This window comes from Variovorax sp. LjRoot175, assembly GCF_964253805.1.
In the GTDB taxonomy this organism is placed as follows: Bacteria; Pseudomonadota; Gammaproteobacteria; order Burkholderiales; family Burkholderiaceae_C; genus Variovorax.
The window spans coordinates 2,351,129-2,377,559 of record NZ_CAXURY020000001.1; the positions used below are offsets into that span (position 1 = coordinate 2,351,129).

Genomic DNA, 26,431 nt, shown 5'->3' on the forward strand with positions numbered 1-26,431 from the left:
GGAAGTTCGCGCCGGCCTGTCGGCGCGGATTGAATGTATGAAGCGACCATTTTGCTCGGGCCGGGACGGGTCTCGCCGGCGACCTGCAGGGATTTGCGGTTTTACTCGAACTGTTGGTCGTGGTTGCGCTCTTGGCGACCCTGGCGTCGTTGGCTGTGCCGAGCTTCAACTCATTCCTCGCACGGCGTGCCGTAGACGCCACGGCAGATGGCCTCCGACGCCTGCGGTGCTCTGACGATCACGAATACCGGCGTCAGAGGCGCCGCTTCCGGTGCGTCTCAGATATCCCGCAGCAACTGCCGGAACTCGTCCACATCCTCAAAGCTTCTGTAAACCGAAGCAAAGCGCACGTACGCCACCTTGTCCATGCGCTTGAGCTCCCGCATCACCAGTTCGCCCACCTTGGTCGATTCGATTTCCCGCAAGCCGCTGGACAGGAGCTTCTGCTCGATGCGCAGCAGCGCATGGTCGATCTGCTCGATGCTCACCGGCCGCTTGCGCAGCGCCAGCATCATCGAGGCGCGGACCTTCTTGGGATCGAAGTCGGCGCGGCTGCCGTCCTTCTTGACCACGACCGGGAAATTGACGTCCGGCCGTTCGTAGGTGGTGAAGCGCTTGTCGCAGGCGCCGCACTGCCGGCGGCGCCGCACGAAGTCGCCGTCTTCCGAAACGCGGGTCTCGACGACCTGCGTTTCGAGGTGACCGCAAAAGGGGCACTTCATGCGGTCACTTTCGGTTCAACCGTAGACGGGAAAGCGGCTGGTCAGTGCATGCACCTTCGCACGCACCGCTTCGATGGTGGCGGCATCGCGCGGGTTGTCCAGCACGTCGGCGATCAGGTTCGCGGTGGCGCGCGCCTCCTCGTCCTTGAAACCGCGCGTGGTCAGCGCCGGGGTGCCGATGCGCACGCCGCTCGTGACCATCGGCTTTTCCGGATCGTTCGGGATCGCGTTCTTGTTGATCGTCATGTGGGCGCTGCCCAGCACGGCCTCGGCTTCCTTGCCGGTGATGCCCTTGGCGCGCAGGTCGACCAGCATCACATGGCTCTCGGTGCGGCCGCTCACGATGCGCAGGCCGCGCCCGGTGAGCGTTTCGGCAACGATCTGCGCGTTCTTGACCACCTGCTGCTGGTAGGCCTTGAACTCGGGCGAGAGCGCCTCCTTGAAGGCCACCGCCTTGGCCGCGATCACGTGCATCAGCGGTCCGCCCTGGAGGCCCGGGAAGATGGCGCTGTTGATCGCCTTCTCGTGCTGCGACTTCATAAGGATGATGCCGCCGCGCGGTCCGCGCAGGCTCTTGTGGGTGGTGGAGGTCACCACGTCCGCGTGCGGCACGGGGTTCGGGTAGACGCCGGCGGCGACCAGACCCGCGTAGTGGGCGATGTCGACCATGAAGATGGCGCCGACGTCCTTGGCCACCTTGGCGAAGCGCTCGAAATCGATGCGCAGCGAGTAGGCCGAGGCGCCCGCGATGATCAACTTGGGCATCGATTCGTGCGCCTTGCGCTCCATCGCGTCGTAGTCGATCTCTTCCTTGTCGTTCAGGCCGTAGCTCACGACGTTGAACCACTTGCCACTCATGTTGAGCGGCATGCCGTGGGTCAGGTGGCCGCCTTCGGCCAGGCTCATGCCCATGATGGTGTCGCCAGGCTTCAGGAAGGCCAGCATGACGGCCTCGTTGGCTGAGGCGCCGCAATGCGCCTGCACGTTGGCCGCGTCGGCGCCGAAGAGCTGCTTGACGCGGTCGATCGCCAGCTGCTCGGCCACGTCGACATGTTCGCAGCCGCCGTAATAGCGCTTGCCGGGATAGCCTTCGGCGTACTTGTTGGTGAGCTGCGTGCCTTGCGCGGCCATCACGGCAGGCGACGCGTAGTTCTCGCTCGCGATCAGCTCGATGTGCTGTTCCTGCCGGGCATGCTCGGCCTGGATGGCGGCCCAGATTTCGGGATCGGTCTGTTCGACCAGGATATTGCGGTTGTACATGGCAGTCCTTTAAGACGATGGTCCTTGTTCTTCAACCAAACAAGGGCTGCCCAGGCGAACGGCTGAACGCCTGCTCAAGACCGCGGGCGGCACGCTTCCCAGTGGTGTTCCACGTCAGCGCAATGCACCTGAAAAGGGTTGCGCCTATCGCCAGTCGCGTGCCGGTCGAGTGTAGCTGACGGCGATGGCCGCCGTCTTCGAAAGGGCCTACAGATCGGACAGCAACGCCACGCTCTGCGTGTTCGCTTCCGGCTTGGCGGGTGCCACCACGGGCAGCGGCTGCGCCCGCATGCCGGGCGGTGTCGGCGTGGTGGTGGGCGGCGTGCGTCCGCCGACCACCTGCTGCAGGCGCGCATGTTCGGCCAGTACCTTGCCGGCATAGCCGCCGTCGTCGGGCAGATTGGCGGCGCCGACATAGAACTTGAGGCCGCCCTCGAGCGAACCTGCGCGCGCGATGCATTCCTGCAGCACCTTGACGCCCACGCGCATGTTGGTCACCGGATCGAAGGCGGTCAGGGTGCCGCCCGCGCGTTCGTACTTCTCGCCGTGCACGCGGGTCATCACCTGCATCAGGCCCTGGGCGCCGACCTGGCTCTGGGCAAAGGGGTTGAAGCTGGATTCGACCGCCATGATGGCCAGGATCAGGGTCGGGTCGAGCTTGGTGCGCTTGCCGAGTTCGAAGGCTTCGGCCACCAGCACGCTCAACGGCTCGACGGCCACGCGGTACTTCTTGCTCAGCCAGTAGGCGACGGCGGCCTGCTGCTTGGGCAGCTCGTGCGGGCTCGCCGCCGTGGTGCGGTCGATGGCCGTCGGCTCGAGATCGGTTGCCTCCGGCGGCGGCTTGCGCGACTGGAGCCAGCCCATGAGCTGTTCTTCGCCGGACTGGCGCAGGTCCGGGCGCGCGGCCAGCGCCAGCGCAGCGAACACGATGGCCAAGCCGACCAGGGCAAAGCCGTTGTGGGTGATCTCGAAAAAACCGTCGGCCACATCGGACACGACGGTCCGCAGCCCGCGGGCCGTGGCTTCAAACGCCTGTTTCATCGCTCTTCCTTTCTGTGCGGCACCTGAGTCGCAGCGCCAGAAGGGCGATGGTCGAAGGCAGCGGCGCTTGGATTGGTACGAATCAGGTTCCGCGCAAGGAGGGGGAGTGGAGCGCGGCCACCTGACTAAGCCGAAAGAATTCAGCAGCGGATATTGGTGGAGTCCCGGCTGCCAAGTGGCGGCGGGGGCTACGCGGATTCTAGGAGGGGCTAAATACACGGTCAAGAATAAGGATTTGAGTTTTTATGCTAACAAGGCTTGAAAAGAAGAGGGGCGAATCGCCGGCCGCCGATCCATTGAAAAGCTCATTTGCAATCCTTGGAGCGCGCGCCTACCCTGAGGAGGCCTGAGCTTTCAGGCGTTAAACCAAGGTCCAGCAACCGGAAGAGCAATCGAACGGTTCAGCGGCCGAGGCCCAACGGTGGCAATCTCTTGCTGCCAGCACGGTCGGAACAAATTCACTTCCGGTCGAGCGAAAAGATGGCATGGGCGTTGCGCCCGCCATCGAGCCCGGAGGCCAGACTTCGCGTCGAGCCACCGGGCTTTCTTGTTTCTGGGAAGGTGCTCGCACTTTTGCGGCACACTCGCCCCCGATGATGAATGCTGCTTCGCTGAAACAGAACAAATGGGTGCGACGGGGAGTGCTGGCGTTGCTGGTGCTGCTCGGTCTCTGGCTGCTTGCCTGGTTGGCGGTGCCGCCGATCGCCAAGAGCCAGATCCAGAAGATCGCGAGCGAAAAGCTGGGTCGCCAGGTCACGGTCGGCAAGATCGACTTCAAGCCCTGGACGCTCGAGCTGACGCTGAAGGACCTGCGCATCGCCACGGCCGACGGCAGCCAGCCCCAGGTGGCGGTGGCGCGCATCTATGCCGATGCGGAGCTGCAATCGATCCTGCGTCTGGCGCCGGTGATTGATGCCATTGCCATCGACGCGCCGGCCATCCTGCTGACGCACCTGGCGGACGGCAAATACGACATCGACGACATCCTGGCCAAGCTCGCCAGTGCGCCCGACGCGCCCAAGAGCGAGCCGCCGCGCTTCGCGATCTACAACATCGCCATCACCGGCGGCGCGGTCGATTTCGACGACCAGACCGTCAAGCGCAGGCATGAGCTGCGCGACCTCGTGCTCAAGGTACCCTTTCTCAGCAATCTGCCTTCGCAGCGCGAAATCAAGACCGAGCCCAAGCTGGCCTTCGTCCTGAACGGCAGCGGATTCGATTCGGCCGCTTTCGCCACGCCCTTCGCGGAAAGCCGCAAGACCGACGCGCAGGTGCACTTCAAGGATCTGGACCTGGTGCCTTACCTGGGCTACATCCCCGGCGGCCTGCCGGTCGCCCTGCGCGCCGGCAAGCTCGACGCGGACCTCAAGATCGACTTCGAACGCACCGCCACCGCGGGCCTCAAGCTCTCCGGCACGGTCGCGGCGCACAGCATCAAGCTGGCGGATTCGAAGGGGCGCGATCTGCTCGGCTTCGATTCGCTCAAGGTTGCGCTGGCCGACGTCCGGCCGCTGGAGCGCGTGGTGCATCTGGGCGAGGTGGCGCTGGCCGCGCCGCAGCTGGTCGTGGCGCGCGATGCAGCCGGGCAGCTCAACCTGCTGGCCACCGACCGGGCCACCGGCGCAACCGAAAAAGTGACACCCTCCGCGGCACCCAACACGAACGGCGAACCTGTACCGAAGCCGGCCGAGCAGCCGGCCTGGCGGGTTCGGGTCGACAAGCTGGCGCTTTCCGGCGGCGAGATCGGCTGGCGCGACCAGACCACCCAGCCGGCCGCGGCCATCGACGTGAAGCAGCTCAACATCGAAGCCAGCGCCCTGACCTGGCCGATGGACAAGCCGGCGCCTTTCAGCGGTTCCACCTCGGTCGGCGGGGCCCCCCTCAAGTTCAGCGGCGAGGCGACCGACAAGGTGGCCAAGGTCCAGACCGAGGTTGAGGGCTTGCCGTTGTCGCTGGCGGCCCCGTACCTCGCGCAGAGCCTGGAGCCCACGCTCGACGGCAAGCTCAGCGGCCAGATCGACGTGGCCTGGGCCCAGCCCGATCTGAAGCTCAAGGCGCGCCGCGTCGCGGCCGACGGGCTCGCGCTGACGCAGGCCAAGACCGCGCTGGCGAGCGTCGGGCGCTTCGAGCTCGTGGATGCCGAAGTCGACATGACGAAGCACACGCTCGCGATCGCTTCGTTCACGGCCACCAGCCCCAAGGTCGTCGTCGAGCGCGACAACGAAAAGCGCTGGATGTTCGAACGCTGGCTGAAAACCCCGGCGGGCGGCAGCCAGAGCAACGGCGCGGCTGCCAAGGTCGCGGCGCCCAAGCCCGCCGGGGCGGCCGCTGCGCCGGGCGCCAACACCAAGCCGTGGGAGCTTTCCATCGGCACGGTGGCGGTCGACAATGGCGCGCTCTCTTATTCGGACAAGGCCGGCGCCACACCGGTGGCCTTCGAGATCAGCGCGCTGAAACTCAACGCGCAGAAGATCGCTCCCAACAGCGCCACCGCTTCGCCCTTGCAGCTTTCGGGGCGCATCGGTGCCGGCCGCGCGGAAGCCGGGCGCTTCGATTACAAGGGTTCGGTCGTGCTCAAGCCGGTGGCGGCCGAGGGTCGGCTGGAGGCGGCCGCCATTCCGGCCCATGCCTTCAAGGCCTACTACGCCGATGCACTGAACATCGACATCCGGCGCGCGTTCGCCAACTACCGCGGCACGGTCAAGTTCGCGACGGCACCCGCGGGCATGAGTCTCAAGCTGGCCGGCGATACGGCGCTGGACGACTTCCGCGCCAACAGCGCAGCGCTGACCCAGTCGCCGGGCTTGGCGACCCGCAGCAACCAGATCCTGAGCTGGAAGACGCTGAGCCTGCGTGGCCTGCAAGTCAACATGGCGCCCAGCGTGCCGCTGGCCGTGGACGTGCGCGAAACCACCCTGACTGACTTCTTCGCCCGCGTGATCGTCGATCCGACCGGTCGCCTCAACCTGCAGGACCTCACCAAGAAGCCCGGCCAGACGACCGCCGCCGTAGCGCCGGCAGGCGAACCCACCACGCGCCGCAGCCTCGGCGGCACGACCACCACGACCACCGCCAAGCCCGCCGCACGCTCGGGCGGCGCCCCCGTCTCGGCGGAAGCCATGGTCGGCGGCGCAACCGAGACCGCCGCACCGGCCCCGGCGGCTGTGGCCAAAGCGCCTGCGCCTGACAGCGGCGGCCCGGCGCCGGTCATCAATTTCGGTCCGATGAGCATGGTCAACGGACGCATCGATTTCACCGATCTGTTCGTCAAGCCCAATTATTCCGCCGACCTCAGCGAGCTGACCGGCAAGCTCAGCGCCTTCTCGTCGAAGCCGCAAGGCGACAAGCCAGCGCTGGCCGATCTCGAATTGCGCGGCAAGGCGCAGCAAACCGCCCAGCTCGAGATCACCGGCAAGCTCAATCCGCTGGCCAAGCCGCTCGAACTCGACATCACGGCCAAGATGCGCGAGCTCGATCTGCCGCCGCTGTCGCCGTACTCGGTGCGCTACGCCGGGCACGGCATCGAGCGCGGCAAGCTCAGCATGAACGTCACCTACAAGATCACGCCCGACGGCCAGCTCACCGCCACCAACAAGCTGGTGCTCAACCAGCTGCAGTTCGGCGACGAAGTGCAGGGCGCGCCGAACAGCCTGCCGGTGCGCCTGGCCGTCGCCCTGCTGGCCGACCGCAATGGCGTGATCGACATCGACTTTCCCGTCAGCGGCTCACTCAACGATCCGCAGTTCAGCCTCGGCCCGCTGATCTTCAAGGCGATCGTGAACCTGATCGTCAAGGCCGCCACCTCGCCGTTCAGCCTGCTCACGGGCGGACTGGGCGGCGGCAGCGGCGAGTCGAGCGCGATCACTTTCGCGCCCGGCAGTTCGGATCTTTCGCCGGCCGCCAAGGAAAGCCTCGACAAGGTGGTGAAGGCGCTCACGGACCGACCCGGGCTGCAGATGACCGTGGTCGGCACCGCCAGCCTCGAGCAGGAGCGCGAGGCCTACCAGCGCCAGCGCCTGCGCGCACTCGCCCAGACCGAGAAACGCCGCGCCGCGGCGCGCAGCGGCAGCCAGAATGCAGCCGAAGTCACGCCCCTCACCGATGCCGAATACCCGGAGTTGCTGGCCGCGGTGTACAAGCGCTCCGAGATCACCAAGCCGCGCAACATGATCGGGCTGGCGAAGGATCTTCCGACCAAGGAGATGGAAGGCCTGCTCATGGCCAGCATCCCGGCCGACGAGGAATCGATGCGGCAACTCGCCGTGGAGCGCGGCGCCGTGGTGCGCGACTACCTGCTGGCCCAGAAGCTTCCCAGCGAGCGGCTGTTCCTCGGTGCCGTGCGTACGAAGGCTGCCGGCAACGATTGGAAACCAGGTGCCGAACTGAATCTGGCGACCCGCTGAAAGCAGGGCACAAGTCGGTGAAAATGGCGGAGTGCGCCGGCAAATGCCGGCGCCTTCGCTTTTCTTCTTCAGATAACGACATTCGCGCAGTGACTTCAACTTCCACCAAGCCCAACGACCTCCAGTCCCTCGACACGATGACCGGCGGCGCCTTCACTGCACCGACCTCGGGTGAGCGTGCCCAGCGCATCCGCGATTGGCTCGCGGGCAATCCGGCGCCCGAGCAGATGCAGGAGGTATTCAAGGAATTGAGCGGCCGCGACAAGGGCGCCGCGCGCCTGCTGCGCGAGAAGCTCGACGAGCTCAAGCGCGCCAAGGGCCAGGAAGCCATTGCCGCCGAATGGGCGCACAAGGCCGAGGCGCTGCTGGCCCAGCCCAAGCTCAATATCGCCGACGCGCTGGCCTGGCAGCGCGACGCGGCCAAGGCGGGTGCGCCCCTGTCGCGCGAGCCACTGGCCGGCTTCAAGGCCCGGTTGGCCGAACGCGTGAAGGGCATCGAGGACCTGCAGCATCGCGCGCAGGTCCATCGCGAGGCCGCAGTGCTGCTGGCGCAGCGCTTCGAAGTGCTGTCGACCAAGAGCTGGCGCGACGCGCAAGCCGCCGAAGAAGCCTTGCGCGCCGACGTCGCGCACTGGCAGCAGCAGGCCGCGGAGATCACGGCCGACGGCAACTGGAACAGCCTCGACGCCAAGTTCGCGCCGCAGCTGGAGTCCTCCAAGGCGCAGTTGCTGGTGGTGTCCGATGCCTTCCACCAGGCGCTGGCGCAGACCATCGCGGCGGCCGAGGATGCGGCCGCGCCGCTGCCGCCCGTGCCGGTCTGGGCCGACGAGCTGCGCGTTGCGCGTGGCGGCGTGGCCGAGGCGGCCGCGCCCGCGGCGCCGAAGCCGCCCGTGCCGAAGGTCGATCCCGAGAAGCGGGCCGCCGCCCAGACCGCTGTGGAAGCCGCGCTCGCCAAGCTCGAAAAGGAAACCGCCGAAGGCCATGGCAAGGCCAGTGCCGGTGCAGCCGCCGCACTGCGCGCCGTGCTCAAGGAGCACGGCAAGCTGGTCGAGCCGCCGCTCGAAGCCCGCGTGCATGCGGCCCTGGTCGCCGCCGGCGAACTCGAAGGCTGGCAGCGCTGGAGCGCCGACAAGGTGCGTGAAGAACTGGTGGCCAAGGCCGAAGCCCTGCTCAAGCGCCCCGAAGGCCAAGCCCTGGGCGGTCGCAAGATGCAGGAAACCTTGCGCACCCTGCGCGAGCAATGGAAGCAGGCCGACCAGGGCGGCGTGCCGAATCACGCGCTCTGGAAGCGCTTCGACGAAGCCTGCAACGAAGCCCACAAGGTGGTCGAGGCCTGGCTCGAGAAGGTGCGCGCCGACGCGGCCGAGCATCGCGCCCAGCGCCTGGCGCTGATCGAGGAAGTGAAGGCCTGGGCCGCGGAGCACGCGGATGCGTCCGACCTCAAGGCGCACAACCGCGCGCTGCACCAGTTCGCCGATCGCTGGCGCGATGCCGGCCATGTGGGCGAGAAGGTGTTCGCCGAACTCCAGCCGCAATGGAACGAGGCCTTTGGCGCTGCACGCGCGCCCTTCGAAGCGCAGCAGAAGGCCAGCATCGAACGGCGCCAGGCGATGATTGCCGAGGCCGCCGAACTCGGCGCCGCGCCGATGCTGCGCATCGATGCGGTCAAGGCGCTGCAGCAGCGCTGGCAGGCCGAGGCCCAGAGCGTGCCGCTGGATCGCCGCCAGGAACAGAAACTGTGGGACGCCTTCCGCGCGCCGATCGACGAGGCCTTCAATCGCAAGAGCGCCGAGCGCGAAAAGGCGGCTGCCGCCGTGAGCGAGCACGACCGCAACGTGCTCAATGCCTCGAAGGCGCTGGATGCCGCCAACAGCACCGGCGATGCGCAGAAGATCCGCGCCGCTGTCGCGCAGCTCGAAGCCGCGCTGCGCGGCGAAGCGCCTGCGCCTGCGTCCACGGCAACGTCCAACGGTCCCGCGGTGGGTGCCACCGAAGTGGTGGCACCGGGCCAGGCCGCGGCCGAGTTCGGCGAGAGCGCCGAGCAGGCCCCAGCGCCCAGCGACGCCGAGGCGTCGCCCGTGGCGCCCGCCGAATCCGCTGCATCGGCGCCCGATCTGGTGGCGCCGGCCGACGGTGCCGACCCCTCCGCGCGCACCGATGCCGCGGAGGCCGAAGCCAGCCCGGCACCCGCTGCGCCGCCCAAGCCCGCGCCGAAGCCGGTGATCGCCGTGCGCGGTGACGACCGTCCCGGCAACAAGAAGGCCGAGACCGTGCCGGCTGGACGCGGCGGCAAGTTCGGCGATCGCCGCGACAGCCGCGGCGCGCCGGGCGGCCGTCCCAATGACCGGGCGCCCCGCGCCAACGATCGCGGCGCGCCCGCCGGCGGAGGCCGCTTCGGCGACCGCCCGCCGCGCTTCGAGGACCGCGGTCCGCGCCTCGGCGACGCCGCCTTCCGCGCGCAGCGCGAGGCGCTCGAACGCGCCGAGTTGGCACTGCGCAAGCTCGCGGCTCAGGCGCACGGCGAGGCGCTCACGCAGGTGCTCGGCGCCTGGGAGCAGCGCGACGCGTCGAAGCTGCCCAGCGCTCAGGAACTGGGCCGCGCCGTCACGCCGGCAGTGCGCGGCCAGTGGTCGCAGGCCCTGGCCGCAGGCCCGACGGCCGCGGCCGACGATGCGGCCGAGGCCTTGCTGCGCCTCGAGATGGCGGCCGAAGTGCCGACGCCGGCCGAGCAGCTCGATGCACGCCGTGCGCTGCAGCTGAAGCTGCTGACCACGCGCGGCGATCCGGCGCCGGTCCAGACCTGGGGGCAGGATGCCGGCAAGGTGCTGGCCGCTGCGCACGACGCGGCATCGGCGCGCCGGCTGCAGAACGCGCTCAAGGCCTTGCTGCGCAAATAATGGGCAGGGCGCCTAGCGCTTGATGAAGAATTCGTCGAACAGGGCCACCAGTTCGGCGAACTCCGCGGCCAGCTGCGTGCGGTTCACGAAGTAGGCCTCGCAGGCCACGGCAAAGAACTCGCCGGGCGATTCGGCGGCGTAGGCATCGAGCCACGGCGGCTCGCCGCCGAAGCGCTCGGCCACGATGGTTTTCTCGCGGAAGGCGTCGTAGGCCGGCTGCAGCACAGCGAACCAGGCGGCGCGTGCATCGCGCGCCGACGAAGTGCCTGCGAAGCCGGCCGGCAGCGGCGGGCAGCCATCGGCGGCGCCGCCGCGCATGTCGATCTTGTGGGCGAACTCGTGGATCACGACGTTGTAGCCCGCGTCGCGCGTGACGCTGCTCGCGAGCACGTCCTGCCAGCTCAGCATCACCGGGCCGCGGTCCATGGCCTCGCCGGCCAGCACCTCTTCGTATTCATGCACCACGCCGGTCTCGTCGGTCGTCTTGCGGCGCGCCACGGCTTCGGAGGGATGCACCACGATGCCGACGAAATCGTCGTACCAGGTGAGGCCGCCTCTCAGGTGCAGCACCGGCAGCACCGCCTGCGCCGCCACCGCGAGCGCGACTTCGTCGGTGATGACGAAGCCGTGCGCGCCGTGGAATTCCTTGTCGCGCAGGAATTCCGCCGCGAGGCGGCGCAGGCGCTCCAGGTCGGCCGCCGGCCGCTCGGCGAGGAAAGGGTAGCGTGCCAGCGTGGCCTGCCAGGCAGGCTCGGGAATCGGGGGCGGGGCGCGCAGGTTGCGCAGCCAGCCGAACATCAGCGCAGATCGACGCGTTGCGCGCCGGCGCTCGAAAGACAGAGCAATTGGGCGCGCGCCGGGTGGGCTGTCAGGTCCCAGTCGCTCAGTACGATGCGCTCGAGCCCATCGCCGAGTGCATGTGTCGCGGGCCGGTGCGTGTGGCCGTGGACCAGCGTCGCCGCGCCGGCCTGCGCGAGCCATGCGCGCGCGGCATCCGCATCGACATCGGCCCAGACCATGCCGGGACTGCGCTTGCGGTCTTCGCTCTGCGTGCGCATCGAGCGGGCCAATGCGCGACGCTCGGCCAGCGGCCGTGCCAGAAAGGCGCTCTGCCAGGCGGGCGTTCGCACCTGGGCGCGGAATTGCAAGTACTCGGTGTCTTCCAGGCAGAGGAGGTCGCCGTGGCTCAGCAGCCAGCGCCGCTCATGCAGGACCAGCACGGTCGGATCGTCGAGCAGCGTCAGCTTGCACTGCGCCGCGAATGCGGCGCCGACCAGGAAGTCGCGGTTGCCGTGCATGAAGAAAACGGGCCGCCGTTCGGCCACTGTGCGCAGCAATTCGGCGCATTGCGCTTCGAAGCCGGGTTCGGCCGCCGCATCGTCGCCGACCCAGACCTCGAACAGGTCGCCGAGGATGAAGATCGCATCGGCCGGCGTGGTTTGCAGATAGCCGCGCCAGGCGTCGAAAGTGGCCGCGTCCGAGGCCTGCAGGTGGAGGTCGGAGAGGAGGTCGACCGTGTGCCACGCCGCAGGGGCCACGAGCTCGGCGAAAGCCGTCATCGATGGATCAGTCTTTGACGACGGCCTTCTCGATCACCACGTCTTCGAGCGGCACATCGTCGTGGAAGCCCTTGCGGCCGGTCTTCACGGCCTTGATCTTGTCGACCACTTCCTTGCCGCCCACGACCTTGCCGAACACCGCGTAGCCCCAGCCCTGCGCCGACGGCGCCGTGTGGTTCAGGAAGCCGTTGTCGGCCACGTTGATGAAGAACTGGGCGGTCGCCGAATGCGGTGCACTGGTGCGGGCCATGGCGACGGTGTAGTTGTCGTTCTTGAGGCCGTTGTTGGCCTCGTTCTGGATCTCGGCGCCGGTCGGCTTCTGCGTCATGCCCGGCTCGAAGCCGCCACCCTGCACCATGAAGCCGGGGATGACGCGGTGGAACACGGTGTTGTCGTAGTGGCCCTTGGTCACGTAGGCGAGGAAGTTCTCGACCGTCTTCGGCGCCTTGTCCTGGTCGAGTTCGAGCGTGATCACGCCCTGGTCCTTGATGTGCAGTTCGACTTGGGGATTGCTCATGGGGTTGCTCCTTGGGTTACTTCGCCACGGTGGCGGACTGGATGGTGATGGTTTCGACCGGCACGTCCTGCATGCCGTTCTTGTTGCCCGTGCGCGCGGCGCGGATTTTGTCGACCACCTCGGTGCCCGCCACCACCTTGCCGAACACGGTGTAGCCGTAGCCGTCGGGGTTGGGTGCGTTGAGCATCGCGTTGTCCTTCACGTTGATGAAGAACTGCGAGGTGGCGGAGTTGGGGTTGCCGGTGCGCGCCATCGCGATCGTGTACTTGTCGTTCTTGAGGCCGTTGCCGGCCTCGAGCGGGATCGGCGCGCGCGTGGCTTTCTGCTGCAGGTCGGCCGTGAAGCCGCCGCCCTGGATCATGAAGCCGTCGATCACGCGATGGAACACCGTGCCGTCGTAGTGCTTGTCCTTGACGTACTGCAGAAAGTTCTCGACCGTCTTCGGCGCTTTGTCCGCCGCGAGTTCGACCACGATGTCGCCGGCCGAGGTGCTGAGCTTGACGCGCGGCGCGCTCTGCGCCCAGCTGGGGCTCGCGATGGCCAGGCTCGCGGCCAGGACGAGTGCCGTGCGGCGTGAAAGGACGTGCATGTTCAAGAGGACTCGCTTTCGAATGAAGAGCGCTGCGCCGTGCCGCTGCACGGGAGGCAGCGAGGGGCCTATTTATTGACGAACGGGCTTGCGGATGACGCTGGTCGCGGGCGGCAGCGCGCCGGAGGTCGGCGTCGTGAAGAGCTGGCGGATCAGCGTGAGCTTCGGCGCCACGGTGGTGTTGCCGGCTTCGAGCTGTTGCGCGCGGCCATAGGACTGGCCGGCGAGGCGGGCGTAGACGTCGCCCAGGTTTTCGTGCGCGGTGGCATAGCTCGGGTTGAGCTTGATCGCCATTTCGAGCGCGGCACGGGCCTTGTCGAACTGGCTCTGGGCTGCGTACAGGGCCGCGAGGTTGTTGTAGGGCTCGGGCAGCTCGGGGAAATCCTGCGTGAGCTGGGTGAAGACCGCGGTCGCGTCGGCCTGCTTGCCCTGCTCGGTCAGGATCACGCCGCGCAGGAAGCGCATTTGCGGATCGCGCGGCTTGCCTGCGATGTAGGCATCGGCTTTTGCCAGCGCTTCTTGGGACTTGCCCTGACGCAGCAATGCGTTGACGTCGGCATAGTCGTCGGCTTGCGCCGCACCGGCGGCGAGCACGAACAGGAGGGCCGAAAGAATGCGTAGAACCATGGGGAAGGGGAGAGCGGCGTGCTTCATGAAGCCTCGAGAGATGGGGACGCGGGCCTCGAAAACACCCGGAAAATATCCGGCGGCGGCCGTTTATACTGGGGTGGATTGTAGCCGAGGGGCCGCGTTCAACCCCTCGTTGCCACAGCATCCACACCCCTGAAAAACCCCTGTCGCCCGCCTGTATCGCATGGGTGCGAAGCGACGCGTTCCGAGCCTCATGAGTCTTCGCATCTACAACACGCTCTCGCGTGAGCTGGAGGAATTTTCTCCGTTGCAACCCGGCCGGGTGCGCATGTACGTGTGCGGAATGACGGTCTACGACTACTGCCACCTGGGCCATGCGCGCTCGATGATCGCCTTCGACGTGGTGCAGCGCTGGCTGAAGCAGTCGGGGTTCGAGGTCGACTACGTGCGCAACATCACCGACATCGACGACAAGATCATTCGTCGCGCAGTGGAGAACGGCGAGAGCATCCGGGCGCTCACTGACCGCATGATCGATGCGCTGCACGAGGATGCCGACGCCCTGGGCATCGAGCGGCCCACGCACGAACCGCGCGCCACGGAATTCATTCCGCAGATGCTGTCGATGATCGCCACGCTCGAGAAGAAAGGCCTGGCCTATCGCTCGACCAACGGCGACGTCAACTATGCGGTGCGCAAGTTCCCCGGCTACGGCAAGCTGAGCGGGAAGACGCTGGACGAGCTCCATGCCGGCGAGCGCGTGGCCGTGCTGGACGGCAAGGAAGACCCGCTCGACCCCGTCCTGTGGAAGAGCGCCAAGCCCACCGAGCCCGACGAGGTCAAGTGGTCCAGCGACTACGGCGCGGGCCGTCCCGGCTGGCACATCGAGTGCTCGGCCATGGCCTGCCAATTGCTCGGCGAGACGGTCGACATCCACGGCGGCGGCATGGACCTGCAGTTCCCCCATCACGAAAATGAAATCGCGCAGAGCGAGGGCGCAAGCGGCAAGCCATTGGCCCGCGTCTGGATGCACAACGGCTTCATCAACATCGACGACGAGAAGATGTCCAAGAGCCTGGGCAACTTCTTCCTGATCCGCGACGTGCTCAAGCAGTACGACGCCGAGACCGTGCGCTTCTTCGTCGTGCGCGCGCACTACCGCAGCCCGCTCAACTACAGCGACGTGCACCTCGACGATGCGCGCGCCTCGCTCAAGCGGCTCTACACGGCGCTGCACCTGGTGGCGCCGGCCGCGGTCGCGATCGACTGGCGCGAGTCCTACGCCGCGCGCTTCAAGGCAGCGATGGACGAGGACTTCGGCACGCCCGAAGCGGTGGCCGTTCTTTTCGACCTGGCCGGCGAGGTGAACCGCACGCGCTCGGCCGAGGCTGCCGGGCTGCTGAAGGCGCTGGGCGGCTGCATCGGCCTGCTGCAGGCCGATCCGCAGCAATTCCTGCAGGCCGGCAGCACGCTCGACGATGCCTCGATCCAGGTCCTGATCGCACAGCGCGCCGAAGCCAAGGCGGCAAAGAACTTCGCGCAGGCCGACCGCATCCGCAACGATCTGCTCGCCCAGGGCATCGTGCTGAAGGACTCGCCGACCGGTACGACGTGGACCGTGTCCAAGTAAGGGGTCGAGAAGAAAAAATGCCTGCCGCCAAGAAACCGACCATCGAGGTCTTCACCCCCGACTACTGGGAAGAAGCCTGCAAGCACCTGGCCAAGAAAGACCGCGTCATGAAGCGGCTGATCCCGCAGTTCGGCGACGCCTGCCTGGAGTCGCGCGGCGACGCCTTCACCACGCTGGCGCGCAGCATCGTCGGCCAGCAGATCTCGGTGAAGGCGGCGCAGTCCGTCTGGGACCGCTTCGCCGAGCTGCCGCGCAGGATGACGCCGGCCAACGTGCTGAAACTCAAGGTCGACGACATGCGTGCCGCCGGCTTGTCGGCGCGCAAGATCGAGTACCTGGTCGACCTGGCCTTGCACTTCGATGCGGGCGTGGTGCACGTCGACGCCTGGGAAGACATGTCCGACGAGATGATCGTCGCCGAGCTGGTCGCGATCCGCGGCATCGGACGCTGGACCGCCGAGATGTTCCTCATCTTCCACCTGATGCGGCCCAACGTGCTGCCGCTGGACGACATCGGGCTGATCAACGGCATCAGCCAGAGCTATTTCTCGGGCGACCCGGTGAGCCGCAGCGATGCCCGCGAGGTCGCCGTGGCCTGGGCACCGTATTGCAGCGTCGCGACTTGGTATATTTGGCGATCGCTCGACCCGCTACCGGTCGCATACTGACAACAGGAGAAGACGTTGGCGAAACGAACCTTCCTCGACTTCGAGCAACCCGTTGCGGAGCTCGAATCCAAGATCGAAGAACTGCGCTATGTACAGACCGAATCGGCGGTCGACATTTCGGAAGAGATCGATCAGCTCGGCAAGAAGAGCCTGCAGCTCACCAAGGAAATCTACAGCGACCTGACGCCCTGGCAGATCACCAAGATCGCGCGGCATCCGGAACGGCCCTACACGCTCGACTACGTGGGCGAGATCTTCACCGACTTCGTCGAACTGCACGGCGACCGCCACTTTGCGGACGATCTTTCGATCGTCGGCGGCCTGGCGCGCTTCAACGGCACGCCCTGCATGGTGTTGGGCCACCAGAAGGGCCGCGACACCAAGGAGCGGACCGCGCGCAACTTCGGCATGAGCAAGCCCGAGGGCTACCGCAAGGCGCTCAGGCTCATGAAGACCGCCGAAAAATTCAAGCTGCCGGTGTTCACCTTCGTCGACACGCCGGGCGCTTACCCGGGCATCGATGCCGAGGAGCGCGGCCAGTCCGAAGCCATCGGCCGCAACATCTTCGAGATGGCGCAGCTCGAGGTGCCGGTCATCGTGACCATCATCGGCGAAGGCGGTTCCGGCGGTGCGCTCGCCATCTCGGTCGGCGATCAGCTCCTGATGCTGCAGTACTCCATCTACTCGGTGATCAGCCCCGAAGGCTGCGCCTCGATCCTCTGGAAGACCAGCGACAAGGCACAGGAAGCGGCCGATGCGCTCGGCATCACCGCGCACCGGCTCAAGGCCCTGGGCCTGGTCGACAAGATCGTCAACGAGCCGGTCGGCGGCGCGCACCGCGACCATCGGCAGATGGCGGCCTTCCTCAAGCGTGCCCTCAACGACGCCTTCCGCCAGGTCAGCGACCTGAAGCCGAAGGAACTGCTCGACCGCCGCTACGAGCGCTTGCAGAGCTACGGCCGCTTCGCCGACACCAAGGCCGAAAGCGCCAAGTAGGCATCGCGCGGGCAATTGCCCGCCTGCCGCACCCCATGGAGAATCCTGCCGCCCCAGCGCTCGCGTCCTGGGTGGCGCCCTTGCCGCTGGGCATCGCTTACAGCGGCGGCGCCGATTCCACGGCGCTGCTGCATGCCGCGGCGCAGCGCTGGCCCGGACAGATCCAGGCGCTGCACGTGCATCACGGCCTGCAGCAGGCGGCCGACGACTTCGAGGACCATTGCGCCGCCACGTGCAGCGCGCTGGGCGTGCCGCTGCACGTGGGCCGTGTCGATGCCCGGCATGCGCCCGGCGAGAGCCCTGAAGACGCGGCGCGCCGGGCGCGCTACGCGACGCTGGCGGCGCTGGCCCAGGCCCATGGCCTGCGGCATGTCGCGCTGGCCCAGCATGCCGACGACCAGGTCGAGACGATGCTCATCGCGCTCAGCCGAGGTGCCGGCCTCGACGGGTTGGCCGGCATGCCGCGGCAGATCGAGCGGCATGGCGTCGACTTCCACCGACCGCTGCTCGATGTGCATGCGAGCGCGCTGCGCGGGTGGATCGCCGCCAGCGGCGTCGCGCACATCGACGACCCGAGCAACGCCGACCTGCGCTACACGCGCAACCGCATCCGGCTGCAGGTGCTGCCGGCGCTTGCCGCGGCGCTGCCGCAATTTCACGAAACATTCGCGCGCTCGGCACGCAACGCGGCCAAGGCGTCGGGCCTGCTGACCGAGGTCGCCGCCGGGGACATCGCGGCCGCGGGCTCGCCGCCTGCGCTGGCCGCCTTGCGTGCGCTGCCGCGCGAACGTCTCGCCAACGCCCTGCGCCACTGGCTCAAGCGCGATCACGGCGCGGTGCCCAGCGAGGCCCAGCTCGAGCAGCTGCTCGACCAGATCGAGGCCTGCAGCACGCGCGGCCACCGCATCCGCCTCAAGGTTGCCGACGGTTACGTCCTGCGCGAAGGCGAGTCTCTGCGTTGGTACAATGCCCGTCCCCTGCCGTAGCCCGCAGCCCTCGCGCTGAATGGCCCGCGGCGGGACACGGATGCCGTCATCGCGGTATCCGAATCCTTCTGTCCTGACTTCACCCATGGCATTGATCGTTCACAAATACGGCGGCACGTCGATGGGCTCGACCGAGCGCATCCGGAATGTCGCCAAGCGCGTCGCTAAGTGGGCACGCGCCGGCCACCAGATGGTGGTGGTGCCGAGCGCGATGAGCGGCGAAACCAACCGCCTGCTCGGCCTCGCCAAAGAGCTGGCCCCGCCCAAACCCGGCGACGACCACAACCGCGAGCTCGACATGCTGGCTTCCACCGGCGAGCAGGCTTCGTCGGCGCTGCTGGCGATCGCGCTGCAGGCCGAGGGCATGCAGGCGGTCAGCTACGCCGGCTGGCAGGTTCAGGTCAAGACCGACAGCGCCTTCACCAAGGCCCGCATCGAAAGCATCGACGACGAGCGCGTGCGCGCCGACCTCGACGCCGGCAAGGTGGTTGTCGTCACCGGCTTCCAGGGCGTCGACGAGGCGGGCAACATCACCACGCTGGGGCGCGGCGGCAGCGACACCTCGGCGGTCGCGATCGCGGCGGCGATGAAGGCGCACGAGTGCCTGATCTACACCGATGTCGACGGCGTCTACACCACCGACCCGCGCGTCGAACCCGACGCGCGCCGGCTGACCACCGTGAGCTTCGAAGAAATGCTCGAGATGGCGAGCTTGGGCTCCAAGGTGCTGCAGATCCGCTCGGTCGAATTTGCCGGCAAGTACCAGGTGCCGCTGCGCGTGCTGTCGAGCTTCACGCCGTGGGACATCGACATCAAGGAAGAAGCTCGCTCCGGCACCCTGATCACATTCGAGGAAGACGAAAACATGGAACAAGCCGTCGTATCCGGCATCGCTTTCAACCGCGACGAAGCCAAGATCTCCGTGCTCGGCGTGCCCGACAAGCCGGGCATCGCGTACCACATCCTCGGCGCCATCGCCGATGCGAACATCGAGGTCGACGTCATCATCCAGAACCTGAGCAAGGACGGACGCACCGACTTCAGCTTCACCGTGCACCGCAACGACTATGCGAAGGCGGTCGATCTGCTCAGGGCCAAGGTGCTGCCGACCCTGGGCGCCGCCGACATCGTCGGCGACACCAAGATCTGCAAGGTCAGCATCGTCGGCATCGGCATGCGCAGCCACGTCGGCGTGGCGAGCAAGATGTTCCGCGTGCTGAGCGAGGAGGGCATCAACATCCAGATGATCTCGACCAGCGAGATCAAGACCTCGGTGGTGATCGACGAAAAGTACATGGAGCTCGCAGTGCGCGCGCTCCACAAGGCCTTCGATCTCGATCAACCGGCCGCCTAAGCTGGCATAATTGCGGCTTCCAGGAACTGTGACCGAGTGGCCGAAGGTGCTCCCCTGCTAAGGGAGTATGGGGTGTAGAGCCTCATCGAGGGTTCGAATCCCTCCGGTTCCGCCAGATAGCTAGTAAAGACGGCCCTTCGCGGGCCGTTTTGCTTTTGTACGCCCTTCATACCCGCCTCTCCGCTGGCGGGGGATCCCCCGAAAAATAGGGCACTACTTCTTCGGCGACAGCACACGATCCATGGATGGTGAAGACATGGGACGGCGCCCGTCTCTAGCCTCGATAGCGTTGAGTGCCGAGCATGCGGTCACCGCATATACGAGTAAGTCGGCACCGGCCAGGTGAAAGCCTGACGAGCCGACCGCGATGGGGAAGGTGTCTTCAAAGCCCGCTGACTGCGGGCTTTGCTGCTTTTTGGTTGCGCCTCGTTTCTCCATCCAGTTGAGGAGGCGGCTGATGGTTCGGCGATATCAGACCTGACTCTCGGGAGATGGCCATCGGGTCAGTGGACGCATTGGGCAGCGGCGACGTTCTGCCGAGACGCGAGTTCGGTGTCGCCGTCACTTGTGCCGACGACTGGGCAGGTTCGGGGCTGGGCTTGACCGGCAAAGGGAAGGGCAAGAAGCAGGCAGAGGCGAGCGCGGAGCACTGGGAAAAGCGGCCCATGTCAGGGCGAGGGAAAGAGAACGGGCGAGATCAAAAGAGGGTAAGAGGGCGTCAGGCCTCGCGTTCCTCGATCCAGTGAGTGCCGGCGCCGTAGGTCTCGTTGCCGGCCGCCATGACCTGTTCAAGGGTCCATCGGTTGCCGGGCGTATCGGGGTGCCACAGCCCTCCGCCCGGGTGAACCGGCACGCCTTCAACGGTGAGCTGCTCATCGTCTTTAGCGATCCCATCGGACCAGCGTAGTCGGATCTCTTTCATCGGAGCCTCGCTTTTGGTCAACTGTCGCACGCCCGTGCATGCTTCGTACAGGTGGCCTTCCCGGGTGCTCCGCTACCGCATCCCGCGACGATGCAGGGGTGCACGCCACTGGTGGATTGCAGGCGGTCCTCCCGCGAGGACTTGGGCGGTCCGCTCCATTGGCACTAGCAGACATGCCAAAGCTGAATCCGGTATTCAGCTTGCCTTCACAAGCGCCACCTAGAGTGGCGCCATGCCGACCACGCGCCTTCGCGGCTTCATGCTCGTATGAAGGCGCTGAATCTTGCCCTGCTTCAATGGATTGCGGCGGGCTACGAGCCCAGCCCGTGGCTTCTGCCCGTGGCGTCGGCCATCGCGCTCGGCGCGGCCTGGGCCGGCATGGCCCTCATGGGATGGGCCGCCTGGCGGCGGCCGTCGGAACGCGGCTACGTGATGGCGACGCTGGCCTTTGCGGTGGCCACCGCGGTGATCGCGCATGCCATCGCTGCGTCGCTGAATCTGCCGCGTCCTTTCATGCTGGGATTGAGCCCGGCCTACATCCCCCATGGCGCACGCGGGTCGCTGCCGAGCGCCCACGCTGCGGTGATGTTCACGGTCGCGCTGATGTTTCTGCTGCGTCCCCGGCTTCGTGACCTGGGCATCGGCATGGCGGCCCTGGCCGCGATCACCGGCTGGGCGCGTGTCTACGTCGGGGTTCATTTCCCGGCCGACATCGTGGCCGGGCTCTTGCTGGCCGTCGTGATGACGGGCGTCTTCGTCGGGGTCCAGCGGCTCTGGCGGCGCCATGTCGCACCGAGGATCGCGCGCGGCGACCTGCGCGTGCGAGCGCCAGCCTTCGACGCCGACCCTCAACGACGCGCATGATGCTTGACCAGCCATGGACTGGCTGGGTATCGGCGGAGGGACCCACATGCTGCGCAACGACGTCTGTGGATGGATGATCGAGGAGACATGAGTTCCCCCTTGCTCTCCATCCGCGGGCTGCACTCCGCCTTCGGCGGCCCCTTCGACATGGAGATCGGCCATGGCGAATGCGTGGCCGTCCTCGGCAAGTCGGGCTCCGGCAAGAGCGTGCTGCTGCGCCTGATTGCCGACATGGACCCGGGCACCGGCGAGGTCGAGCTCGAAGGGCGCAGCCGCGACAGCTGGCCCGCGCCCGAATGGCGGCGGCGCGTGGTCTACCAGGCGGCCGAGCCGGCCTGGTGGGCGCCGGACGCCGCGGCGCATTTCCGTCCGGGCGATGCGGCGCTGATCCATGCGCTGCTGCCAACGCTGGATCTCGCGCTCGACGTGCTTCGCGTCGACATTGCAAGGCTGTCGACCGGCGAGCGCCAGCGGCTGGCGCTCGTGCGTTCGCTGGCCCGCGCGCCCCGGGTGCTGCTCGACGAGCCCACCGCCTCGCTCGATCCCGCCTCGGCCTCGGCCATGGAGGCCTTGCTTCGCAACCGCCTCGATGCCGGCCTGGCCATTCTCCTGGTCACGCATTCGCGCGAGCAGGCCGGGCGAATGAGCCGGCGTGCCTTCGAGATGATCGAAGGGAAGCTGCATCCGCTATGAGCCGCCGGGCCGTTCCCAAGGCGAATACCGCAGCGCGCAGCGCGGAGGTTGCCTTATGAGCGTCGTCCACCTCGATATCGTGGACGTCGCGCTGGCCGCGCTGCTCGTGCTCGTCAATGCAGGCGCATCGCTCGTGCTGCGCTTGCGGCTGCACTGGCCCATGCTGTGGGCGGCGCTGCGGATGATGGTTCAGCTGCTGCTCGTGGGCCTGGTGCTGCGGCTCGTGTTCGGCGCGGCATCGGCCGCCGCCACGCTGGCGATCGTCGTGCTGATGATCCTGGCCGCGGCGCGCGAGGTGGCCGTCCGGCCGAGGCAAAGGCTCCAGGGCGGCGGCAACTACCGCATCGGCGCGCTGGTGGTGACGCTGTCGAGCGTGGCGACCGTGGTGCTGGCGCTGGCGACCGCGATCAGACCCGAGCCGTGGTACGACCCGCGCTACGCCATTCCCCTGATGGGCATCGTGCTGGGCAGCGTGCTGAACTCGGCCAACCTCGGGCTGGACAGCTTCTTCGGCGAGGTGGCGGCGCGCCGCGCGGCGATCGAGGCCCAGCTGGCGCTGGGCGCCACCAGCCGCGAGGCGCTGGCCGAACCCATCCGCTCGGCGATACGCCGCGGCATGATCCCGATCGTCAACCAGATGTCTGCCGCGGGCATCATCACGCTGCCGGGCATCATGACGGGGCAGTTGCTGGCCGGCATGGACCCCGTCGAATCGGCCAAGTACCAGATCCTGCTGCTCTTTCTGCTGACCGGCGCCGGCGGCCTGGCAGCGGCCGGTGCGGTCTACCTCGCTGCGCGCTCCATCACCGACGAAAGGCATCGCCTGAGGATCGATCGCCTCGCGCATTCCTCCGAAAGCGCCTGAGCACCGAGGCTATCCCGGCCGCGCGGCGAGCATGCCATCGGCAATGCGCTGCGCGGTGTTGATGGAATCCGTGAGGCCCAGGTGCCCGTGGCCGACCGCGAGCCACAGGCCGGGCCGGCCGGCTGCCGGGCCGATGACCGGCACCGAATCGGGCATGCAGGGCCGGTGGCCCATCCACTGCGTGGACGACAGCGCCTCGAGCCCGCCGAAGGTCTCGCGTGCAATGCGCTCGAGGATCGCGGCGCGGCGCGGTTCGGGCGGGCTCGCGAGGCCGCCGAACTCCACCGTGCCGCCCACGCGCAGGCCGTCTTCCATCGGCGTGACGAAGACCTTGCGGTCGGCCAGGATCACGGTGCGCGAAACGGTGTCGCGACCGCCGTCGAACTGCACGTGGTAGCCGCGCTGGCTTTCGAGTGCGAGCCGCACGCCGAGCGGATCCAGCAGCCGGCGCGCCCACGCGCCGGCGGCCACCACGACCCGATCGAAGGTGTTGGCCGCGGCATCGGCCTTGGCGGCCGTGCGCAGCTGCCAGCGCCCGTCGGCCAGCGGCGTCATCGCCTGCACCTCGTCGCGCCGCTGTTGGCCGCCGCGCCTGGCGAAGCCGCGCACCATCGCCTGCACGTAGCGGAAGGGATTGACGATGGTCGCGTGGTCGGCCATGAAGACGCCGACCTGGTAGCGCTCGCCCACGCGCGGCTCGAGCGCCAGGATGCCGGCGCGGTCGAGTTGCTGAAACTGATAGCCGTAGTACCTGCGCATGCGCCAGGTGCCGGCGTCCTTGGCCAGCGCCCGCGCGTCGGGATAGAGATGCAGATGTCCGCGGCGCACGAACAACTCGGGCACGCCCAGCTCGCGCGCAAGCTGGGCGTGGCGGTCGACGGCGCCCGCGTGCAGCGCGGCCAGCTTGGCGGCCGAGAGCGCGACGCGCGAGGGCTGCGCGGAGGCGACGAAGCGCAGCAGCCAGGGCAGCGCCGTCGGCAGGTAGCGCATCGGAAGGTGCAGCGGGCTTTCCTCGTCCAGCAGCATGCCGGGCACCGAGGACAGAATCCCCGGCATCGCGAGCGGCGCCAGCGAGCCCGGGCTGATGGCGCCCGAGTTGCCGTAGCTGCAGCCGCGCCCGGGCTCGTCGCGATCGATCAGCGTGACCGCGGCGCCGCGCTTCTGCAGCGCGAGCGCAATGCAGCTGCCGACGACGCCTGCACCGACGACCGCGACGGCGAGCTGCGCTTCACGCACCGGCACGTCCGGCACGTCCGGCATCGGCAGCGGCGCCGGATCGTCGGCGCTGCAGCGCGTGCGCCGCGGCGCCGGGCAGGGCGGCGGCGAGCAGGAAGGCGGTCAAAAGGGAACGTCGCAACATCGAGGATTCGTGAATCGCGCACTGTATTACCTGTCATATTGTTTATCAATATGTGATATCGCAATGCAATAATGCGCGATCGATCTCGAGGCAAGCATGTCCCAAGCCAGATCCACCGCTGCAGCGGCCGCCCGCAAGGCGCGCAAGGCCGGCGCCGGGCTCGAAAGCCCGCTCTTCATGGGTTCGGTCGCCAAGTGCTTCCAGGTGCTGGAGGCGCTCAACGCCGCCGGGCGCGCGGTGGCGTTGACGGAACTGTCAGCCATTGCGCAGATGGACCGCAGCGCGGTGCAGCGCATCACGCACACGCTGCACGCGCTGGGCTACCTGCGCCAGCATCCCGTCACGCGGGCCTTCACGCTCTCAGGTCGGATGCTCGAGTTCGGCCACACCGTGCTGGCGACGGACCGCCTGCGCGACAAGGTGACGCCGCATCTCGATGCGCTGAACCGCAAGACCGGCGAAACCGTGAACCTGATGGAGCTGGAAGGCCAGGAGATCGTCTATGTCGCGCGTTTCCCGAGCCTGCACGCGGTCAGCGTCGACCTGCACGTGGGTTCGCGCCTGCCGGCCTTCTGCAGCGCTGCCGGCCGCGCGATCCTGGCGCAGCTCGACGAAGAGGCGGCGCTCGCGATGCTGGCGGCGGCCAAGCGAACGCCGATGACCAAGCGCACCGTGACCGATCTACCGGGGTTGCGCGCAGTGCTCGCGAAAGTGCGCGAACTCGGCTATGCGCTGAATGACCAGGAAGCCTTTGTAGGCGACATCTCGATCGCGGCGCCGCTCGTGAACCGCGCGGGCGAGCCGGTCGGCGCCGTCAACATCGCGGTGCCTTCGCCGCGCTGGCTGCTGGCGGACGTGCTGCGCCGCCTGGTTCCGGATCTCATGAAGACCGCGCGCGCCATCAATGACGAGCTGACCGATCTTTGATGACAGCCGGCAGCGCTCCGGCTGTGGCGGAGGTCAGCGCGAGGGCGCGTCCTTGCAGTCGTCGAGCAGGGCGATCGACTGTTCGACCCGGTGCGCGATCTCGTCGTGCAGCGCCTTCGGCTCCCTGCTGGTTGCCGTGAGGAGCAGCATGCCGGTGCCAAGGGCCGCAAGAAGGCCCGTGAGCAGCTCTGAGTAGGTCAAGACGTCCATCTTTGTCCTTGGCGTTAGTGATGGCCCGGAATCGAGCGAGCGCGAAGTCTCCCACCGGGCCCCAGCCCCTTCAATACGCCATTTGGGGGAGGTGGCTACTGAACGACCAGCCCGTCCAGGGCCGGATCGGAGGCCGGCGCCTTGAGCTTCATCTCGCGCAGGGTCTTCACAAGCAGCTGCGCGATCATCAGGTTTCGATGGCGCTTGCTGTCGGCCGGCACCACGTGCCAGGGCGCATGGGCGCTGGAGGTGGCGGCCAGCGCCTGTTCGTAGGCACGCTGGTAGTCGTCCCACTTCTTGCGCGCGTCCAGGTCGCCCAGCTTGAATTTCCAGCGCTTGTCGGGCTCGTCGATGCGCGCCTGCAGGCGTTCGCGCTGCACTTCCTTGCTGATGTGCAGCATGCACTTGACGATCACCGTGCCGGTCTCGGCGAGCAGTCGCTCGAAGTCGTTGATCTGCGCGTAGCGGCGCCGAATCTCGGCCTTGTCGATCCAGCCTTCGACCACCGGCACCAGCACGTCTTCGTAGTGGCTGCGGTTCCACACCATGATCTCGCCGTTGCGCGGTACCGCGGCGTGGCAACGCCACAGGTAGTCGTGTGCGCGTTCCTCTTCGCTCGGCACCTTGAAGGCCGTCACCCGCACGCCGAGCGGCGAGGTGCGCGAGAACACCCAGCGGATGGTGCCGTCCTTGCCGCTGGTGTCCATGCCTTGCAGCACCAGCAGCAGCTTGCGTCGGCCCTCGGCATGCAGCAGGTTCTGCAGCTCGTCGAGTTCGACCGCCAGCGCATCGAGCCGCTCGCGCTGCGTGTCCTCGTGCCCTTCGATGAAAGTCGTATCGGCGGAATCGATGGCGGCGAGCTTGAACTTGCTGCCGACGCGGTGCTTCTTGAAGCTGGGCATGCGCAGGTACTCCTCTCGGAAACGACAAGCCCGAGAGGGTACGCGATGTTCAACTGTCGTCGGGATCCAGCGATGCGCTCCAGCGGCTGTCCCAGTCGACGCGACGCGCCTGGTCGAGCTCGCGCCGGTCGCGCTTGGTGGGCCGCCCCTGTTCGATGCTGAGCGCCGGCTCGCTGCCCATGCGGCGCTGCTCGCGCGCGGCCGCCTGCGCCGCCAGACTCTCGGGCGTTTCTTCGTAGAGCTGCTGCGCCACCGGCGCCGGGCCGCGCTGGCCACTGAGGCCGCGCACCAGGACGATGCGCGTCAGGGCGCCGAGCCGCATCGCCACCGTGTCGCCCACCTTCACCTCGCGCGAGGCCTTGGCCACGTCGCCGTTGACCTGCACGCGGTTCTTTGCGATCTCTTCGGCCGCGAGCGAGCGGGTCTTGAAGAAGCGTGCGGCCCAGAGCCACTTGTCGATGCGAAGTCGATCCAT

Annotated in this window: 25 protein-coding genes, 1 tRNA gene and 1 riboswitch; of the genes, 12 read left to right on the forward strand and 14 right to left on the reverse strand. The window is 67.5% G+C overall.

From position 1 onward, the window contains the following. Positions 1 to 278 precede the first annotated feature (278 nt). The 3 genes from nrdR to ACSQ89_RS11820 all read right to left on the reverse strand — a co-directional run bounded on the left by nrdR (position 279) and on the right by ACSQ89_RS11820 (position 3,023). Positions 279 to 722, reverse strand: coding sequence for a transcriptional regulator NrdR (nrdR, locus tag ACSQ89_RS11810; protein ID WP_093109128.1), 444 nt, complete (start codon positions 720 to 722; stop codon positions 279 to 281). A 15-nt stretch (positions 723 to 737) separates the two neighbouring features. Next, on the reverse strand, positions 738 to 1,982 hold the full coding sequence (gene glyA, locus ACSQ89_RS11815; protein WP_436292486.1) for a serine hydroxymethyltransferase: 1,245 nt from the start codon (positions 1,980 to 1,982) through the stop codon (positions 738 to 740). A 41-nt stretch (positions 1,983 to 2,023) separates the two neighbouring features. Beyond that, positions 2,024 to 2,150: riboswitch (ZMP/ZTP riboswitch) on the reverse strand. A gap of 39 nt (positions 2,151 to 2,189) precedes the next feature. Further along, complete coding sequence (locus ACSQ89_RS11820) at positions 2,190 to 3,023, reverse strand: transglycosylase SLT domain-containing protein (RefSeq protein ID WP_436292487.1); 834 nt, start codon at positions 3,021 to 3,023, stop codon at positions 2,190 to 2,192. Positions 3,024 to 3,619: 596 nt separating this feature from the next. Between ACSQ89_RS11820 and ACSQ89_RS11825 the strand changes: the two genes are divergently transcribed. Then, entirely contained in the window at positions 3,620 to 7,426 is a 3,807-nt protein-coding gene (locus ACSQ89_RS11825; RefSeq protein WP_436292551.1) for a DUF748 domain-containing protein, read from the forward strand. Between the two features lie 89 nt (positions 7,427 to 7,515). Further along, positions 7,516 to 10,323, forward strand: coding sequence for a DUF349 domain-containing protein (locus ACSQ89_RS11830; protein ID WP_436292488.1), 2,808 nt, complete (start codon positions 7,516 to 7,518; stop codon positions 10,321 to 10,323). Between the two features lie 12 nt (positions 10,324 to 10,335). Here ACSQ89_RS11830 and ACSQ89_RS11835 read toward each other — a convergent pair whose 3' ends face one another. The 5 genes from ACSQ89_RS11835 to ACSQ89_RS11855 form a co-directional block, all read right to left on the reverse strand. Further along, positions 10,336 to 11,121, reverse strand: coding sequence for a zinc-dependent peptidase (locus tag ACSQ89_RS11835; protein WP_093109132.1), 786 nt, complete (start codon positions 11,119 to 11,121; stop codon positions 10,336 to 10,338). After that, positions 11,121 to 11,882 carry a UDP-2,3-diacylglucosamine diphosphatase gene (locus ACSQ89_RS11840; protein ID WP_093109133.1) on the reverse strand — a complete coding sequence of 254 codons (762 nt, stop codon included), beginning with the start codon at positions 11,880 to 11,882 and terminating at the stop codon, positions 11,121 to 11,123. Before ACSQ89_RS11840 ends, ACSQ89_RS11835 begins: the two co-directional genes overlap by 1 nt. A gap of 7 nt (positions 11,883 to 11,889) precedes the next feature. Then, complete coding sequence (locus ACSQ89_RS11845; RefSeq protein WP_093109134.1) at positions 11,890 to 12,399, reverse strand: peptidylprolyl isomerase; 510 nt, start codon at positions 12,397 to 12,399, stop codon at positions 11,890 to 11,892. A 16-nt stretch (positions 12,400 to 12,415) separates the two neighbouring features. Beyond that, positions 12,416 to 12,988 (reverse strand): peptidylprolyl isomerase, encoded by a 573-nt coding sequence (locus ACSQ89_RS11850; protein ID WP_093109135.1) that lies wholly within the window; start codon positions 12,986 to 12,988, stop codon positions 12,416 to 12,418. Positions 12,989 to 13,060: 72 nt separating this feature from the next. Continuing rightward, complete coding sequence (locus ACSQ89_RS11855; protein ID WP_436296192.1) at positions 13,061 to 13,642, reverse strand: tetratricopeptide repeat protein; 582 nt, start codon at positions 13,640 to 13,642, stop codon at positions 13,061 to 13,063. A 190-nt stretch (positions 13,643 to 13,832) separates the two neighbouring features. Here ACSQ89_RS11855 and cysS point away from each other — a divergent pair, with 190 nt between their 5' ends. From cysS to ACSQ89_RS11885, 6 genes are all read left to right on the forward strand, one after another. Next, a complete protein-coding gene (cysS, locus tag ACSQ89_RS11860; protein ID WP_436292490.1) occupies positions 13,833 to 15,209 on the forward strand; it encodes a cysteine--tRNA ligase in 1,377 nt (458 codons plus the stop codon). 17 nt (positions 15,210 to 15,226) lie between these two features. Beyond that, the gene (locus ACSQ89_RS11865) at positions 15,227 to 15,877 is read left to right on the forward strand and encodes a DNA-3-methyladenine glycosylase family protein (protein WP_093109137.1); all 651 of its coding nucleotides are present in this window, start codon (positions 15,227 to 15,229) and stop codon (positions 15,875 to 15,877) included. 15 nt (positions 15,878 to 15,892) lie between these two features. Further along, on the forward strand, positions 15,893 to 16,873 hold the full coding sequence (locus ACSQ89_RS11870; protein WP_093109138.1) for an acetyl-CoA carboxylase carboxyltransferase subunit alpha: 981 nt from the start codon (positions 15,893 to 15,895) through the stop codon (positions 16,871 to 16,873). Positions 16,874 to 16,908: 35 nt separating this feature from the next. Beyond that, positions 16,909 to 17,859, forward strand: coding sequence for a tRNA lysidine(34) synthetase TilS (tilS, locus tag ACSQ89_RS11875; protein ID WP_436292491.1), 951 nt, complete (start codon positions 16,909 to 16,911; stop codon positions 17,857 to 17,859). Positions 17,860 to 17,944: 85 nt separating this feature from the next. Continuing rightward, positions 17,945 to 19,213, forward strand: coding sequence for an aspartate kinase (locus tag ACSQ89_RS11880; protein ID WP_093109140.1), 1,269 nt, complete (start codon positions 17,945 to 17,947; stop codon positions 19,211 to 19,213). 22 nt (positions 19,214 to 19,235) lie between these two features. Continuing rightward, positions 19,236 to 19,328: transfer RNA gene (locus tag ACSQ89_RS11885), tRNA-Ser, on the forward strand. A gap of 603 nt (positions 19,329 to 19,931) precedes the next feature. Here the strand turns inward: ACSQ89_RS11885 and ACSQ89_RS11890 are convergent. After that, entirely contained in the window at positions 19,932 to 20,135 is a 204-nt protein-coding gene (locus ACSQ89_RS11890) for a hypothetical protein (protein ID WP_139191723.1), read from the reverse strand. A gap of 267 nt (positions 20,136 to 20,402) precedes the next feature. Between ACSQ89_RS11890 and ACSQ89_RS11895 the strand changes: the two genes are divergently transcribed. From ACSQ89_RS11895 to ACSQ89_RS11905, 3 genes are all read left to right on the forward strand, one after another. Next, positions 20,403 to 20,999, forward strand: a complete 597-nt coding sequence (locus tag ACSQ89_RS11895) for a phosphatase PAP2 family protein (protein WP_436292492.1) — start codon at positions 20,403 to 20,405, stop codon at positions 20,997 to 20,999. Positions 21,000 to 21,086: 87 nt separating this feature from the next. Further along, positions 21,087 to 21,692, forward strand: a complete 606-nt coding sequence (locus ACSQ89_RS11900) for an ABC transporter ATP-binding protein (RefSeq protein WP_436292493.1) — start codon at positions 21,087 to 21,089, stop codon at positions 21,690 to 21,692. Positions 21,693 to 21,747: 55 nt separating this feature from the next. Next, on the forward strand, positions 21,748 to 22,557 hold the full coding sequence (locus ACSQ89_RS11905; protein WP_436292494.1) for an ABC transporter permease: 810 nt from the start codon (positions 21,748 to 21,750) through the stop codon (positions 22,555 to 22,557). 9 nt (positions 22,558 to 22,566) lie between these two features. Here ACSQ89_RS11905 and ACSQ89_RS11910 read toward each other — a convergent pair whose 3' ends face one another. After that, positions 22,567 to 23,817, reverse strand: a complete 1,251-nt coding sequence (locus tag ACSQ89_RS11910) for an NAD(P)/FAD-dependent oxidoreductase (protein WP_436292495.1) — start codon at positions 23,815 to 23,817, stop codon at positions 22,567 to 22,569. Next, positions 23,786 to 23,917: a hypothetical protein gene (locus ACSQ89_RS11915; RefSeq protein ID WP_436292496.1), complete on the reverse strand. Its 132-nt coding sequence runs from the start codon at positions 23,915 to 23,917 to the stop codon at positions 23,786 to 23,788. Before ACSQ89_RS11915 ends, ACSQ89_RS11910 begins: the two co-directional genes overlap by 32 nt. A gap of 96 nt (positions 23,918 to 24,013) precedes the next feature. Between ACSQ89_RS11915 and ACSQ89_RS11920 the strand changes: the two genes are divergently transcribed. Then, entirely contained in the window at positions 24,014 to 24,844 is an 831-nt protein-coding gene (locus ACSQ89_RS11920) for an IclR family transcriptional regulator (RefSeq protein ID WP_093109146.1), read from the forward strand. A gap of 33 nt (positions 24,845 to 24,877) precedes the next feature. Here ACSQ89_RS11920 and ACSQ89_RS11925 read toward each other — a convergent pair whose 3' ends face one another. The 3 genes from ACSQ89_RS11925 to ACSQ89_RS11935 form a co-directional block, all read right to left on the reverse strand. Beyond that, positions 24,878 to 25,054 carry a hypothetical protein gene (locus tag ACSQ89_RS11925; protein WP_170855677.1) on the reverse strand — a complete coding sequence of 59 codons (177 nt, stop codon included), beginning with the start codon at positions 25,052 to 25,054 and terminating at the stop codon, positions 24,878 to 24,880. A gap of 95 nt (positions 25,055 to 25,149) precedes the next feature. Continuing rightward, positions 25,150 to 25,956, reverse strand: coding sequence for a PPK2 family polyphosphate kinase (locus tag ACSQ89_RS11930; RefSeq protein WP_436292497.1), 807 nt, complete (start codon positions 25,954 to 25,956; stop codon positions 25,150 to 25,152). Between the two features lie 49 nt (positions 25,957 to 26,005). Then, positions 26,006 to 26,431: an RNA-binding S4 domain-containing protein gene (locus ACSQ89_RS11935; protein ID WP_093109148.1), complete on the reverse strand. Its 426-nt coding sequence runs from the start codon at positions 26,429 to 26,431 to the stop codon at positions 26,006 to 26,008.